The 13,630-nt window shown below is 34.6% G+C and carries 16 protein-coding genes; 11 read left to right on the forward strand and 5 right to left on the reverse strand.

The window, feature by feature from the left end:
- Positions 1–140: 140 nt before the first annotated feature.
- Positions 141–1,559: a YdiU family protein gene (locus tag DPQ89_RS10185; protein WP_127716832.1), complete on the reverse strand. Its 1,419-nt coding sequence runs from the start codon at positions 1,557–1,559 to the stop codon at positions 141–143.
- 193 nt (positions 1,560–1,752) lie between these two features.
- Here DPQ89_RS10185 and DPQ89_RS10190 point away from each other — a divergent pair, with 193 nt between their 5' ends.
- The 7 genes from DPQ89_RS10190 to DPQ89_RS10220 all read left to right on the forward strand — a co-directional run bounded on the left by DPQ89_RS10190 (position 1,753) and on the right by DPQ89_RS10220 (position 9,141).
- Positions 1,753–2,805, forward strand: coding sequence for a M14 family zinc carboxypeptidase (locus tag DPQ89_RS10190; RefSeq protein ID WP_127716833.1), 1,053 nt, complete (start codon positions 1,753–1,755; stop codon positions 2,803–2,805).
- A 109-nt stretch (positions 2,806–2,914) separates the two neighbouring features.
- Positions 2,915–3,910 carry a hypothetical protein gene (locus tag DPQ89_RS10195; RefSeq protein WP_127716834.1) on the forward strand — a complete coding sequence of 332 codons (996 nt, stop codon included), beginning with the start codon at positions 2,915–2,917 and terminating at the stop codon, positions 3,908–3,910.
- Between the two features lie 160 nt (positions 3,911–4,070).
- Positions 4,071–5,603, forward strand: coding sequence for a GH3 auxin-responsive promoter family protein (locus tag DPQ89_RS10200; RefSeq protein WP_164848347.1), 1,533 nt, complete (start codon positions 4,071–4,073; stop codon positions 5,601–5,603).
- On the forward strand, positions 5,591–6,193 hold the full coding sequence (locus tag DPQ89_RS10205; protein WP_127716836.1) for a LysE family transporter: 603 nt from the start codon (positions 5,591–5,593) through the stop codon (positions 6,191–6,193). Before DPQ89_RS10200 ends, DPQ89_RS10205 begins: the two co-directional genes overlap by 13 nt.
- 11 nt (positions 6,194–6,204) lie before the next feature.
- Positions 6,205–8,220, forward strand: a complete 2,016-nt coding sequence (locus tag DPQ89_RS10210; protein WP_127716837.1) for a C45 family peptidase — start codon at positions 6,205–6,207, stop codon at positions 8,218–8,220.
- A gap of 90 nt (positions 8,221–8,310) precedes the next feature.
- Positions 8,311–8,814, forward strand: a complete 504-nt coding sequence (locus DPQ89_RS10215; RefSeq protein WP_127716838.1) for a TetR/AcrR family transcriptional regulator — start codon at positions 8,311–8,313, stop codon at positions 8,812–8,814.
- An 84-nt stretch (positions 8,815–8,898) separates the two neighbouring features.
- Positions 8,899–9,141, forward strand: a complete 243-nt coding sequence (locus DPQ89_RS10220; RefSeq protein WP_127716839.1) for a DUF1456 family protein — start codon at positions 8,899–8,901, stop codon at positions 9,139–9,141.
- A gap of 35 nt (positions 9,142–9,176) precedes the next feature.
- Here the strand turns inward: DPQ89_RS10220 and DPQ89_RS10225 are convergent, their stop codons facing one another.
- Positions 9,177–9,908 (reverse strand): YebC/PmpR family DNA-binding transcriptional regulator, encoded by a 732-nt coding sequence (locus DPQ89_RS10225; protein WP_127716840.1) that lies wholly within the window; start codon positions 9,906–9,908, stop codon positions 9,177–9,179.
- Between the two features lie 9 nt (positions 9,909–9,917).
- A complete protein-coding gene (locus DPQ89_RS10230) occupies positions 9,918–10,472 on the reverse strand; it encodes a YceI family protein (RefSeq protein ID WP_127716841.1) in 555 nt (184 codons plus the stop codon).
- Positions 10,473–10,572: 100 nt separating this feature from the next.
- Here DPQ89_RS10230 and DPQ89_RS10235 point away from each other — a divergent pair, with 100 nt between their 5' ends.
- Positions 10,573–11,175: a trimeric intracellular cation channel family protein gene (locus tag DPQ89_RS10235; protein WP_127716842.1), complete on the forward strand. Its 603-nt coding sequence runs from the start codon at positions 10,573–10,575 to the stop codon at positions 11,173–11,175.
- Here the strand turns inward: DPQ89_RS10235 and DPQ89_RS10240 are convergent, their stop codons facing one another.
- Positions 11,176–11,397, reverse strand: coding sequence for a hypothetical protein (locus DPQ89_RS10240; protein WP_127716843.1), 222 nt, complete (start codon positions 11,395–11,397; stop codon positions 11,176–11,178).
- Between the two features lie 112 nt (positions 11,398–11,509).
- Between DPQ89_RS10240 and DPQ89_RS10245 the strand changes: the two genes are divergently transcribed.
- Complete coding sequence (locus tag DPQ89_RS10245; RefSeq protein ID WP_127716844.1) at positions 11,510–11,845, forward strand: hypothetical protein; 336 nt, start codon at positions 11,510–11,512, stop codon at positions 11,843–11,845.
- Between the two features lies 1 nt (position 11,846).
- On the opposite strand, the gene DPQ89_RS10250 is transcribed toward DPQ89_RS10245, so the two are convergent.
- On the reverse strand, positions 11,847–12,143 hold the full coding sequence (locus tag DPQ89_RS10250; RefSeq protein ID WP_127716845.1) for a DUF6172 family protein: 297 nt from the start codon (positions 12,141–12,143) through the stop codon (positions 11,847–11,849).
- 115 nt (positions 12,144–12,258) lie between these two features.
- Between DPQ89_RS10250 and DPQ89_RS10255 the strand changes: the two genes are divergently transcribed.
- The gene (locus tag DPQ89_RS10255; RefSeq protein ID WP_164848348.1) at positions 12,259–13,143 is read left to right on the forward strand and encodes a D-Ala-D-Ala carboxypeptidase family metallohydrolase; all 885 of its coding nucleotides are present in this window, start codon (positions 12,259–12,261) and stop codon (positions 13,141–13,143) included.
- A 1-nt stretch (position 13,144) separates the two neighbouring features.
- Complete coding sequence (locus tag DPQ89_RS10260) at positions 13,145–13,615, forward strand: hypothetical protein (protein WP_127716847.1); 471 nt, start codon at positions 13,145–13,147, stop codon at positions 13,613–13,615.
- The last annotated feature ends 15 nt before the right edge of the window (positions 13,616–13,630 follow it).

Below are 13,630 nucleotides of genomic sequence, written 5' to 3' on the forward strand. Positions count from 1 at the left end.
CATATTTATAGTGTTAGACGGTAGTAAGAGTTTTGTTAATTTTTGTCTAAATAAGACATATGAAGCTTTCAAATATTTTAGATTATAATTGTTTCAGATACTTAGATTAGTTTTATCAAGCCTCTGAGCACTTATCTCTTTCAAGTTCCACAAAAGGTTTGATGTACTATCTCATCTTCTGTTGGAAGGTGAGTGTACTTGAGTAGTAATTCATCTGTTTTATAGGGAGATTGAAGAGCTTGAATTAAATCATGCATTGGAGTGAAATCACCCTCTAGAGCGTGGTCGATAATATTTTGCACTTGATGATTTCTTGCTATGATAAATGGGTTTATCGCATTCATATAGTCTTTGATTTCTTGTGATGACTTTCCTTGATCAAGTATTCTTTTAGACCACTTTGAATAGAAAGATCCTTGTTCATTAATTTTCTCTGATAGTGTTCTAAAACTATTTGTAAAATCGAGCTGATTTTTCTCAAGATAGACGAGGTACTCATTTATTAGTTCTAAATCACTGGCTAATGGGTTTAGAATTCCTAACTTATTTCCCATGGTCTTAATCCATACTTGATCGAAGAATCGAGAGTTTCTTTCAAGCTCCTTGCGTAGAAGCTCTACGGCAACAGACTCCTGATCATTAATAAGTGGAATAAAGCAATTCGCTAGAGAGGAGAGATTCCACTGAGCGATCTGTCCTTGATTATTGTAGGCATATCTTGAATTTCTATCAATTGAACTGAAGACTTTGTCGTGTTCAAACTGGTCCATAAATGCGCATGGACCGTAATCGATTGTCTCACCTGTGATAGAAGTATTATCAGTATTCATTACGCCATGAATGAATCCAATACTCATCCATTTAGCAACAAGAGTGAGTTTATTTTCTGATATTGCTCTAAAAAGTTCTAGATATTTTTGGTCTTTATTTTCAAGATCAGGATAAAATCTACTAATGCAATAATCAGCAAGCTCCTTTAGCTCACTGGTTAGCTTTCTCGATGCGAGGAACTCAAATGTTCCAACTCTAATATGGCCTTTGGCAACCCTTGTGATTACTGCCCCTGGCTGATATTGGTCTCTAAGAATTTCTTCTCCTGTTTTTACAATCGCCAGGGCCCTTGTTGTAGGAATATTTAAGGCGTACATGGCCTCGCTCAAGATATATTCTCGTATGGCCGGACCAATTCCACAAAGGCCATCACCGCCTCTAGAATAAAAAGTTCTTCCACTACCTTTTAACTGAATATCATAATGCTCATCGTTATCATTCTTTATTTCTGCGATAAGGGTTGCTCTTCCGTCTCCTAATTGAGGTACGAAGTGGCCAAATTGATGACCAGCGTAGGCAAGAGAAATTGGTTTTGAGTTATCTAAAAGTTCTTGTCCTGAGAAAATACTTGCTAGTTTTGAATTCTCAAGGCTTGAAAGCTTTGGACTCAAGGTCTTAGCTAAAGGGTCATTAAATTTTATTAGTGAAGGGTGGTGAAACTTTCGAAGCTGTGAATGTTCCCATAAAATATCAGGTAAGTGAGAATAGGTTGAAATAATTCTTTTCATAGAGGCTCTTTAGTAAATGAATAAAGTAAATATATAAGGAATACACAGAAATGCAATGAGTTTAGATTGAACATTTTTTAAATTAAATAGCTCGGATATTATTAAATGTAAGTAAGGAATAGATATATTTATTAGTCATATTTGAGATGAATTTGTAGAATTAACTATTAATTAATTGTTCAAGGAAGAACTTATGAAAATATCTCTGGTATTGGTACTATCTCTCATTACTCTCGTTGCAAATGCTGAAACTATTAAGAGCTTTTCAGTCTCTAAATCTAATAGCAAAATTTCCGAAATTGCCACTAGTTTTGAAATTGTTGAAAATAGAGAAAAAGATTTCATCGTCTATGTTCTAGATTCGAAAACGGACAAGTTTAATCGAATGGCCCCTCTTGCTAAATTAATTAGCGAAGATATTAATAAGGAACTTAAGAACAAGAGTCAAAAAATTCAAGGCTATCACTCTTTTGAGGAGGTTCAATCTATCGCAAAAGAGTTAGAACAATCTTTCCCTACGCTGGCTAAAATTGAGCACTATGGAACTTCTAAAAATGGACTTCCTCTTTTTGCTTTAAAAATTACTAAGGACGCAAAAAAGTCTAATAAAGTAAAAAAGAGCATGCTAACGAGTGCTACTCACGGCGATGAGCTCATTACCGTAGAAGTTCTCTTAAGTCTTAGCAGGATGTTACTAGAGTCTTATGGGAAGGATGATAGGCTAACTAGGATTGTAGATGAATCTGAAACTTATTTTATTTTTGTCGTTAATCCCGAAGGTTTTACAAGAAGATCAAGATATGCTGGAGGTATTGATCCTAATCGCCAGTATCCTTGGCCTGGAAACCCGAATAGATCTACTCCTGTAAAGAGTATTGATTCGCTCATGAAATTTTATAAAGAAAAAGATTTTAAAGGGAGTATTGATTTTCATGCTTACGGAAAAATGGTGATGTTTCCATGGGGATATACGAGAGACTTAATTAATTCTTCTGATCATGAACATTTCAATTTATTAACCAAAGATATGGCAAAAGAAAATAGGTATAAGTCTGGTCCTATCTCTAGAGTTATCTATGTGGCAAAAGGCTCTAGTGCAGATTTCTACTATGAGCACAATGGTGGTTCAGCTATTGCTGTTGAACTAGGTAATAGAAAAGTTCCACACCATACAAAGATTGCAGCTGTTGTAGAGCAAGCAAGAGAGATGACTTGGAAATTTCTGGATAGTATTGTCGCTCTTTAAATGAGGCTTTTTTTGGCACTTTATATATAGTAAAACTGTTTAAGTAATTGAAAGTATATAAAATTTGCTTTTATCTTGGTTCAGCTCCATGACAAGCTTATAATAACTTATGAATTTTAAGACCAATATTTTATGTTTCTTATTACTTTCACTTGTCTCTATATCATGTAAGCAAGGAGCTGGTTCAATGGCCCCTTTGTCTGCTTTTGGAACAGGTGGGGGGCTTGCTAGTGAAACAATTCCAAGCTCCTCAAAAGTTAATCAATGGATAGATGATCAAGTTGTTTCATCTCCTAAAAGTTGTCCTATTTATAGTGATGGTGAAACAGATTATTCAGACCTTCCTAAGATTGCGGATAGCTCTAGGCCTTGGGACCCTTCTTGGTCTAAAACTGCTTTAGATACATTAAATGAACCTAAGTTTAAGAGAATGTTAGATATGGAAATTAATAAGGATGATCTTGAAAAATTAAATTGTCCTAACTTTAATGAGATGGAAGAAAAAGATAAAAAGAAATTCTATATTCTACTTATCTCTTCAATGGCCCATGCAGAAAGTGGTTTTAAAGAGAAAACCTACTTTCAAGAACCAAAGCAAAAGAGTGCCATTGATGATTCTTATGGGCTACTTCAGATTGATCCTAATAATGGTCGAAATAGTTATGGTTGTGAAACAAAGAGCTTTAAAAAGAGTGGAAAGGTAGTTCTGGGTCGAGAAAATGATGGTGGAATGTTTGACCCTCATTTGAATATTAAATGTGGTCTACGTATCTTAAAAGGTCAGATACTTAGTAAGTACTCTAGTAGAAGAGGTAGACTTTTTACAAGTAATACATATTGGGCTGCCCTTAGGCCTGGTAATAATGCTTGTAATAAGACGCAAAATAGATTTAAAAGTCAGGTTTCTCAAATATCAGCATGCACTAAGGATTCAGACTCATCGTCTCTTCCAGATGGAGGAACAATCGGCGAGCTTAGAAACTTTAATCTTACTGAACAGTGTGAAAAAGTTTCTGATATTTCTAGAAAATATAAGCCAATTATTGAAAATGATTTATACGATCCATTTACAATTCCAAAAAAGAAGCACTTCTTCGAACTCTAAGCTACTACAAATACGATAAAGCTTTGACACTTTTTAAGACATTCTGTCAAAACGGAGTGCTTTTGACAGAAATCCACTAAATCTGTTCATAGAACAAAAAGACACTCGAAATATCTTTGCCTATAAATAGTCCATACATTTGACTATGAGGAGCAAAGATATGAAAAATTTAAAATCAAAAATCGCGTGTATTTATTTAAGAAGTTTACATGGTATTCTTTTAGCAGATCAGAAAGAGGTTACTAACCTACAAAATACTAATTACAAAAAACTAAGAAAGTCTCTTGATGGAACTAAGGTTAGTCGAAAGTTCGGCCTAGATAATCTTGAATCCTATAAAGAATATGCAGAACACTTTAAAGTTAGAGAGTATGATGATTTCAAACCATTTATTGATGCTCATGTTCATGGCGCAACAAATGTTCTATTTAAAAAAGATGTTCTCTATTTCGGACTAACATCGGGAACTTCAGGGAAAGATTCTAAAAAGGTTCCTTATAATAAAGAGATGATTTCTTCATTTCAAAAAGCTCAGAAATATTTAGCGGCAGTAATCTCTCACGAAGTAAAGGGATTAGATTTGTTAACAGCAAGTCGTTTATCATATGGTTCATCTCCTATTACATATGAAGAAGATGGAATGAGTTTTGGTTATATCTCAGGAATACTCACGGCAAAAACACCTGCCTCGCTAAAGAAAATGACGCATCCATCTATCGATACTCTCTCTATTGAAAATTGGGAACATAAAATGAACGAGATTTATGAGCAAACGATCAATGTAGATCTCAAAGTTGCTTCAGGTATTCCTACATACCTAATCTCAATCTTTGAATATGTTCTTGAGAGAACAGGGAAGAAAACAATTTCTGAAATCTGGCCAAATCTTGAAACTGTTATTTATGGAGCAACAACAATTGATCAATATAGAGATAGGCTCAATGAACTTGTTGGGAAAAGATTAAATTACTTTGGTATCTATGCTTCTACAGAGGCTCCAATTGGAATTGGAATTAATAATGCTAAAGATGAGAAACAAGTCTACACATTTCATCCTGAATTAGTATTTACTTTTAATGAGGTCGAAACCCTTGATCAATGTGGAATAGGGGAGTTAGAAATTGGTGTTGATTACTTTGTAAATACAAGCACGCCTAATGGCTTAATAAATTACGCGATGAAAGATATCATTAGAATTAAATCAGTTAGTCCTGTTCTTACTTTTGAAGTTTTAGGTCGGCAGGGAAGTGGAATAAACTTGGCTGCAGAGAAAACTACAGATGAACATGTTTTGGATTCAGTTGTAGCTTTAAGTAAGAAGATTGGAACAAATGTTGATCATTACTTTCTTTCACCTTCAATAAAAAATGGTAAACATTGCTACAGTTGGACTATCTTTTCCGATGAATTAAATAATGGGGCAAGCTCAACTGAATTAGAAAGTCTTATTGATCAAATTCTATGTGAGAATAATTTGGATTATGCTGACTGCAGAGAAGATTCAATAATCGAATCGCCTGTTGTTACAATTGCTCCATCAAATTTTATCAAAGAATATTTTGATCTTTATAAGAATAAAGGTCAGTTTAAAATGAAGACCGTCTTCGGTTCTAGTGATGATTTTCAAAGCTTTTTGAATAACTCTATTCCGAATTTACAAAGTTATTTAGGTAGTGTGGCATGTCAGTTGTAGGTCAAATTCTTTGTACGGTAGCTTTAGGCATTTTGTCTACGTTACCATTAGGGCCAAGTGGATTAAGTATTGTAAAATCTTTTGCGAGTTGTGGAATACGAAGAGGGATTTACTTACTTGGCGCCCTAGGTGTTGTAGAGATATTCTATCTATGTATTTCGTTAACGCTTAGAAGTCGTGGAGTATTAGAGCTCACAAGTTCAGTCGAGATTCTATTAACTTCGATATTCGGTCTATTCTTACTTCTTTATGGAGTAAGTACATATAGAAGTAGAAAATCTGAATCAACACTTAAAAAAAGTACATTTAAGAAAATTCTTTTCATGTCTTTAATGAATCCAAGTTTAATTATTTCGTATCTTGGTCTAATTATTTTAATGGATAAGTCATCTGGAGGATATACTGCAGCACCAAGAGTTTTACTTCTTATTAGTGTATTTCTTTTGAGTGTCTGGGGAACTCTTACAGCTTTAGGTCTTATTGCACGCTTGAATAATGAATTTCTTAGCAATCATATGAAAAAAATAAACGCAATTATTGGTCCTGTCTTTTTTTGTGCGGGATTAACAACACTATTTTCAACTTTTTAGAGGAGAGTTAGATGAAATATATATTATTAATATTATTACTATTTACTGGCCTACAAATACAGGCGAGTGATGATCATTCTTTGAATTCAACTTGTAAAGTACAGGCAAAAGATGGAAGTCAAACTCACTATATCTGTACAATTAAAGACAAAAAAATTCATTTCTTAGATATAAATGGAACCATGAAAGATGTAGCCTTTTATCACGGAAAATTTCTATCCAGTGAGATTAAAGATGGTGTTATTTCTTCTGTAATGAAGCGTAAGAGAGAATCATTTGCAGCTCTTGAAAAAAAAGAAAGAGAATCATTTGAAACAATATTTAAATGTATCAAAGGAAGATATAAGAGAAGTTTAGAAGATAGTTTCTTAGAAGAGCTCGAAATGCTTGCAAAAGGAGCAGGGATTGATAAGTCGCAAGTTTTGGAAGCAACTCTAATGATTGAGATGTCCAGCTATGTAGACGCATTAGAAGTGAAAATGAAGCAAAATTCAAAGAAGGCCACTATGGAACTAATGTCCCAGTGTGGAGCTTCAATCATAGGTAAGAGTATCTTTAGCATACTTAAAAAAGTTACTAAACCACTAAGAAAGTTAAAAATGGGCTGTACTGGATTTGTTGCTGGTGAAGGGTTTACTAAAAATGGTGAATTTCTTCATGGGCGAAATTTCGATACAGGGTTTTTAGGAGTTTTTGATAAATACCCTGTCATTCTTCGTCATACACCTAAAAAAGGTATCCCTTATATTGGAATGAGTACTGCTGGTCTCCACTATAGTGGTGGGATTACTGGAATGAACGCTCGGGGAATTTCAGTGTCAACACATGAGCTTAGAACAACCAAAGTTCGTACCCTTTATAGTGCGGCGAGATCACATCATAATTTACGTCATGGTATGCGAAAGAAAGAAAAGTTTGGTGTGATAGCTCCTTATATGGCAAATATGATTGTTAAAAATACGACTTCTATTGATCAAGCTGTAAAACTTCTAAAGAGATATGGTCACTTTGGAGCATGGACATTTCTAATTTCTGATAGCAAAACAAATGAGACTGCAAGTGTTGAGGTTTCAGGTGCGATTGTTAGAGTGGCGAAGAGAACAAAGGGGGCCATTTCTCAGGCAAATCATTTTAGACATAAAGATACAGCTAGATATAACTTTGAATACTCTGTAAATAAGAGTCTAGAGTCTAGAGCAAGAATTTTACATGTAGATCAATCCTTAGAAAGATCTAAGGGTTCGATTGATGCTCAGTGGGGAATTGATTTACTCTCAGGTCATATTGATCATTATATGGGAATGCGAACTTTTGGAAGAACTGTTTCTAAAGTATATACATCTATGAGTCATGTTGTTGATTCCGCTTCAAATAATTTTTGGTTTTCTCTAGGAGAGAGTTTTCCAACTAATTATTCAACCTTTCTTGGTATTCATGTTGACTTTGAATCTAAGGATAGGTTCTTTTCATTTATATCTCAGACAAGAGCGCATGAAGAGATTAGATCTCAAATGCCATTTTTTGAGGACCTGTTAAGAAACTACACTCTTGCTTATATGAATAATAGGGACTTTTCTCAAAGTACAGAGAACCTAAAAAAGACTATTTCTTTTTTGAGTCATAATACTCAAATAGCGGGGGAAAATAATTTTTTCGATTTTCCATCTTTAATTATGAAATCAAGGCTAGGTTTAAAATTATATGAGAAGACACAAGACAAACTTCTTCTTCTAGAAATTAAGAATGATCTTCTCTCAATAAGAGAGCAGCACTTTGAAAGTTTACATACTTATGAACGTTCTCAGGTTCTAAGAGATCTCGCTATCATTGAAGACCTTGAGGGCGAAAGAGATAGGGCCGCAAAACTATTTAATAAGTCTTTACTTGAAGTTAGCCAGCTCATTTCTACTTATCCTTCTCACCACTTTATGTGGGTGTATATTGCTGAGCTAAAAGTCTATAAAAAGCGCGGATTTACGAAATGGGATTTAAAAGGGCTAGACCTTCACTTTGCAACAGCTGAATAATTCTGAATACTTAGGCTCAGTCTTGTACTGAGTCTTTGTTCTTTTTTCATAGCAATTTGTACTAAATTTGTTTTCATCATATAGATAGGCATGAAAGATTTTAGTAAAAAAGAGCTCGTGTTTTTTAAAATCTGTGACAGTGTACTTTATCACGAAGTCATGAAAGGGCATTTAAAATGGTCTTTGTCAGATGTTTCTAAGCAGGCCGATGTTACACGTTCTCTAATATACTATTACCTTGGTAAGGAAAAAGTTGATATTGTTCATGAGTCTGTACTCTTTATGCTCGATCTGTTCTTCAATACTTCTGGCGAAAATAAACTCGGGGTTAGAGATCGGATGAAGAATGTGTTAATTCACATGAAAGAAATGCCTCACTTATATCTATATTATATTAGTGAAAGGTCTAAAGATACTAAGTATGGGCGACTTATCCAAGAAACAGAAAAGAACTTAATAGTATATCTTCAAAAAGAGCTTGGGCTTAGCGAAGTTGATGTAATGAGATTACTTATGCTAAATCTTGGAGCTGTCTCTTTTCAGCTCGACCCTTCAAGGGTAGATGAGATTTACTCAATTGTTCCGGCGAATTAGCCATGAAATATGTAAATGGTATGGAATCATAGATTGAAGTCTTATTCACTTTAGGTTAGGTTGTTCCTATTCAGAGAGGTCAAATTGTTAACTAATAATGATATATTAAAGAAAATTCGTGTAGCACTTTCACTTAAAGATGATGAAATTCTTGAAATTTTAAAATTATCAGATTTTGAAATGAGTAAAAGTGAGCTATCGGCTCTTTTTAGAAGAGAGGATCATATCCATTATCGTGAATGTGGTGATCAGGTTCTTAGAAAATTTCTTAATGGACTAATTACTAAAAAACGTGGTCCAAGACCAGAAAAGAAAGAAGTAAAGTAGGTCGCAAAACCTACTTTGATTCTTTTGTATAAAGCTTATAACTCAGCAAATCTCTCATCGTATTCGATATTGTGATAAACCTTTAGTACATCTTCATCCGATTCAAGAGCATCAATCATTTTCATAATCGCTTCATATGTTTCGTCATCCACTTCTTTAAAGGTCTGTGGAATCTGCTCTAGAGTAGCTTCTTCAGGCTGAACTCCTAACTCTTCTAACTTCTTAGAGATTGCTCCAAAGACTTCCATTGGACCGTTGATGCAAAAAATACCATCTTCTAGCTCTATATCTTCTGCTCCGGCATCAATCATCTCTAAAGTGAACTCGTCTTCGTCTAGGTCTCCTTGTGGGACTTCAAATACAGCTTTTCTAGTAAAAACAAATTGTAGTGAGCCTGTCGTTCCTAGTGATCCACCGGCCTTCTTGAAACAAACTCTAACGTTAGCAACAGTTCTTGTTACATTATTAGTAGAGGCCTCAACAAAAATGGCCACGCCATTTGGACCGTATCCTTCATAAGAGATTTCTTGATAACCATCATCATCTCCCCCAAGGCCTTTCTTTATTGCTCTATCAATATTGTCCTTAGGAACATTATTCTTTTTACATTTTTCTAAAGCAATTTTTAAAAGAAAGTTGGTCGCTGGATCTTCTCCACCTGACTTAACAGCTTTAGATACTTCAAATAGTATCTTCGTATAAATTTGGCCTCTCAGCTTATCTGCAGCGCCTTTTTTCTTTACTATATTGGCCCATTTTCTTCCCATACGATCCTCTTACTTACACTTGTTAAATTTTGCATTTATTTGAATAGCAACGTCATTCCATGTTTTTCCTTCATGCTTTGCAAAGCATGCTTTATTTAAAGCAGCTAGTTGCTTATTTAAAGAAAAGTCGAAAACATCTATGACACCCTTTGCTTCTAGTGAGTTCTTTTTCACAGAATAGCTTAGCGGTACATCAACACTCTTGCCATTAATATTAAAAGTCATAACGATTGACTTCTTTTTTAACTCTTTTGTCTTTCCTGTAATCTTACTTCCACCTGTCATTGTTGAGAAGAAGAATTTCGCTATTTTCTTATCTCTACCTAGGTCTTTTGTTGAAACTGAGTCCGTATCAATTGAGAAATGAGCAGATTTTAAAATACTATTAATTGATTTTTGTTTCTTGTCTGTTTTGAAAGTAACTTTCTTAAAAGTTCCACTAACTCCAACCTTTTTGGCCGTTTTGTAAGAGGTCCATTTTATAGAGACTGATTTGTTATCTAGTTGATAGCAGTTTGCTAAACTTGGAAAAGTAAAAAAAAGTAATAATAGTGATAGTTTCATTGGATTCCTTTTGGTGATAAAATTTAATGTATATTATATAAAAGGTTGAGGTCTTTGAAGACGTACTGCGTTTGTTGCAAAGAGCTAAATTAGGATTACGATGAAAGAGCTGATAATTATTTTGGAGTATATTGGAACATTTGCTTTTGCGTTCACTGGAGCGTCTGTTGCGGCAAAATCTGAGTATGATTTCTTTGGTATGTTGTTCTTGGCATTTCTTACTGCTGTTGGTGGGGGAACCATTAGGGATATGCTTCTCGATGTTCCAGTTTTTTGGACTATTTCATCTGTGAGTCTATATATTATTTTGATTGCGACTCTGCTTACTTTATTTGCACGAAGTATATTTAATAAGATGCAGTCCACTATTTTACTCTTTGATACTATTGGACTTGGTATTTTTGCTATACTAGGTGCTCAGAAGGCCTTAGCACTGAATACAAATATAGAGACCGCCATTATCATGGGGATAATTACAGGAGTTCTTGGTGGGATTCTTCGATCTGTCTTTAATAACGAAATTCCAATTATCTTTAAAAAAGAGGTCTATGCGACAACTGCAGCACTTTGTTCAGTTGCTTTTATTGGCCTTTCTTACTTGGAGATACCATACTATTTGAATATATCAGGGACATTGATATTTTGTATTATTTTTAGGTACTCAAGTATTCGCTTTAATATTCACTTACCCAAAGCAAAGTAGTTACAGCTTTATAATGGCCTCATTAACTAGGTTTTCACCAACTGGGCAACACGTATCTATCTTAAAGCGGCCATTGGCCCTATCGAACTCTAGTGAGTTAAGTGCTTTTCCGTGCTCTGGGCATTCTACTTTTTGAAGTTCTTTCTTTGCTAGTTCAAACATCTCTTGAACCTTATCTATTACTGCTTCTTTAATATGTCCTTCATCGATTTCATTGCTCATATATTCTCCTTGAGAAATATTCTACCTATAGAATGTTGCGATGTGCAAGGATAAGTTGCCCGCATAGTTAATTATGGAAATTTCTTTTAAAATAATTAAATAAGGAGATTTTATGAAAAAGTTTATAACAGCTCTTATGCTGATGATGAGTGTTACTAGTTTTGCTGTAAAAATGAACTGTGTCGTTGAGCATAACTCACAGGAAATATTTCAAGAATCATTTACTGTGCAAGCACAAAGTACGTTAGCCTTTTTCAAATTTGATCAGTACACATTTATGATGACTGAAAAGAATAATGCTAAGTTTGAGCTAGAGGTTCTCGACCTCGCAACACCATCTAGAAGTTATGCGGTTTCTAAGCTTGAGAAATCAAATGATATTTTAGAATATGCCCTATGGAGTAGGGATATACTACTAGAGGTAAAGTGTAAGTTACTTAGTAAGTAACTTACTTTGCCTGAGGCTTCTTAGCTCTGTGACCGGGCTTAGCAATAATTTCTAAATAGAAAGCTTCGACTTGATCATTTAAAAGCTTGTCAATTGAAGGATTAATCTCTTGAGAATGGATAATATTGGCATTTGATTCTTCAAGGCCGATTTTACAGTCAAAATCCCAGTAGTCTGCACCTTCAGGAAGGTCTTTCTTTCTCTCTCTTTTAATATACTTTTTTACTTCGTATTTTATTGAGTCGGCCTGTCTTTCAGGTGTTTTGTTGTCTATTTTTAGTTTAAATATCTTTTTCATAGCTACTTTTACAATATGTTTGAGTAAATAGATAGCTGTTTTTAAGTAGTTGTAATTATTATTAAAGTTGAATTCAGGTTTTCCGATAAATTAAATGAATTTAACAAGGAAGCTTATGAAATACGTCTCTTATATTGTTTTGGCACTGCTGGTTAGCTGCTCAATATTTGTTAAAAATTCTCCTCTTAATTGGGAAGAGATCGCTTTATTAAACGGTCATTCATATAATGAAGACAGCTTTAGTGAAAGAGCTACTCATCGAAATCCATCTCAAGTTCCAGAGGGAGAAACTGCTGAGGACAAGTGCGAAGATCAAACCCAAGAGGAACTAGATAATCTTGATGAATTTATTGTTAATTTTAACGGTAAGGTAATGGACCCAGAAGGTTATGACTTTAATCTTGAAGGGTTTCAGAATTATTTAAACGATAGCGGTCTCACTAAATTCTTTAGTGCAAAAGAGATGATCACACCAAACCGTAAAGACGTTGCTAGCTCTTGTGGACATAAGTCTTTACTTCCTAGTAAGTGTCGATGGAAGTCGGCAGTTGCTCAAGGGCTACTTGGAGTTGAGCTTAGAAATCATATTAACAAAGGTCGTTCAGCTTCAAGAGGAATCAAAATCAGAAACTGGTGGCGTCCGTCATGTTACAATAAGAAAGTAGGTGGGGCCAAGAGTAGTGATCATATTCAAGCAAGAGGGTTTGATCTCGACTTTGCTACACCTAAGGATAGAGCAGTTGCACAAGATTACTTGTGCCAAATGTATAAAGATAAGTCTCCGATGAGTTTACAAGTTGGAATAGGCTGTCAAACCTTACATATAGGAATAGGTTCACCAAAGCGATTAAGTAGATATCCCGAAGATGGAGCGAGATTTTGGAAATATGGCTCTTTAAACTCATGTTCTATTAAGAGAGTATCAACTGATAATTGCTGGAAGCAGGCAGAAACTGGAAAATTACATATATTTACTGAATATGGAAAAGGTATTCTTTAAAATGAGACATTTGTTAGTTATCTTGGCCTTGATTCCAAGCTTCACGTTAGCAGATACTCCTCAAGTCTATGAGCTAAAACCTTTTGAGACTGATCTATGTACAATGTTTTCTGAAGAAACCAGAGATGGAAAGATTTCGTGGGAAGATTGCTGTATCAAGCATGATCTCGCGTATTGGGTCGGAGGAACTAAGGATGATATGAAAAGAGCGGATCTTGAAATTCGCTCGTGTGTTAAATCTAAGGGACTCTCAAAACTTTCCTATATGATGTATCTAGGAATAAAGATAGGTCATCTCTCTCCCATTAAAAATAAGTATAAATGGGGCTGGGCCTACCCTAAGAAAGCAAAAACTTACTTTCCAATCTCACAGCAGCAAGAAGCAATCATAAAGAAACAATTAGAAACAGTTTCCACCATTGATCAACAATTAATTAATGACTTCATAAAGTTTAGATTCCAATCTAACTAGCGCACAACTATTTAC

This window comes from Halobacteriovorax sp. HLS, assembly GCF_004006665.1.
Lineage (GTDB): Bacteria > Bdellovibrionota > Bacteriovoracia > Bacteriovoracales > Bacteriovoracaceae > Halobacteriovorax.

Coding starts and splice junctions, on each gene's coding strand:
- DPQ89_RS10245 (WP_127716844.1), top strand. CDS start 11,510: ATGAAAAAGTTTATAACAGCTCTTATGCTGATGATGAGTGTTACTAGT.
- DPQ89_RS10215 (WP_127716838.1), top strand. CDS start 8,311: ATGAAAGATTTTAGTAAAAAAGAGCTCGTGTTTTTTAAAATCTGTGAC.
- DPQ89_RS10235 (WP_127716842.1), top strand. CDS start 10,573: ATGAAAGAGCTGATAATTATTTTGGAGTATATTGGAACATTTGCTTTT.
- DPQ89_RS10190 (WP_127716833.1), top strand. CDS start 1,753: ATGAAAATATCTCTGGTATTGGTACTATCTCTCATTACTCTCGTTGCA.
- DPQ89_RS10225 (WP_127716840.1), bottom strand. CDS start 9,908: ATGGGAAGAAAATGGGCCAATATAGTAAAGAAAAAAGGCGCTGCAGAT.
- DPQ89_RS10200 (WP_164848347.1), top strand. CDS start 4,071: ATGAAAAATTTAAAATCAAAAATCGCGTGTATTTATTTAAGAAGTTTA.
- DPQ89_RS10255 (WP_164848348.1), top strand. CDS start 12,259: ATGAAATACGTCTCTTATATTGTTTTGGCACTGCTGGTTAGCTGCTCA.
- DPQ89_RS10205 (WP_127716836.1), top strand. CDS start 5,591: ATGTCAGTTGTAGGTCAAATTCTTTGTACGGTAGCTTTAGGCATTTTG.
- DPQ89_RS10250 (WP_127716845.1), bottom strand. CDS start 12,143: ATGAAAAAGATATTTAAACTAAAAATAGACAACAAAACACCTGAAAGA.
- DPQ89_RS10195 (WP_127716834.1), top strand. CDS start 2,915: ATGAATTTTAAGACCAATATTTTATGTTTCTTATTACTTTCACTTGTC.
- DPQ89_RS10210 (WP_127716837.1), top strand. CDS start 6,205: ATGAAATATATATTATTAATATTATTACTATTTACTGGCCTACAAATA.
- DPQ89_RS10185 (WP_127716832.1), bottom strand. CDS start 1,559: ATGAAAAGAATTATTTCAACCTATTCTCACTTACCTGATATTTTATGG.
- DPQ89_RS10230 (WP_127716841.1), bottom strand. CDS start 10,472: ATGAAACTATCACTATTATTACTTTTTTTTACTTTTCCAAGTTTAGCA.
- DPQ89_RS10260 (WP_127716847.1), top strand. CDS start 13,145: ATGAGACATTTGTTAGTTATCTTGGCCTTGATTCCAAGCTTCACGTTA.
- DPQ89_RS10240 (WP_127716843.1), bottom strand. CDS start 11,397: ATGAGCAATGAAATCGATGAAGGACATATTAAAGAAGCAGTAATAGAT.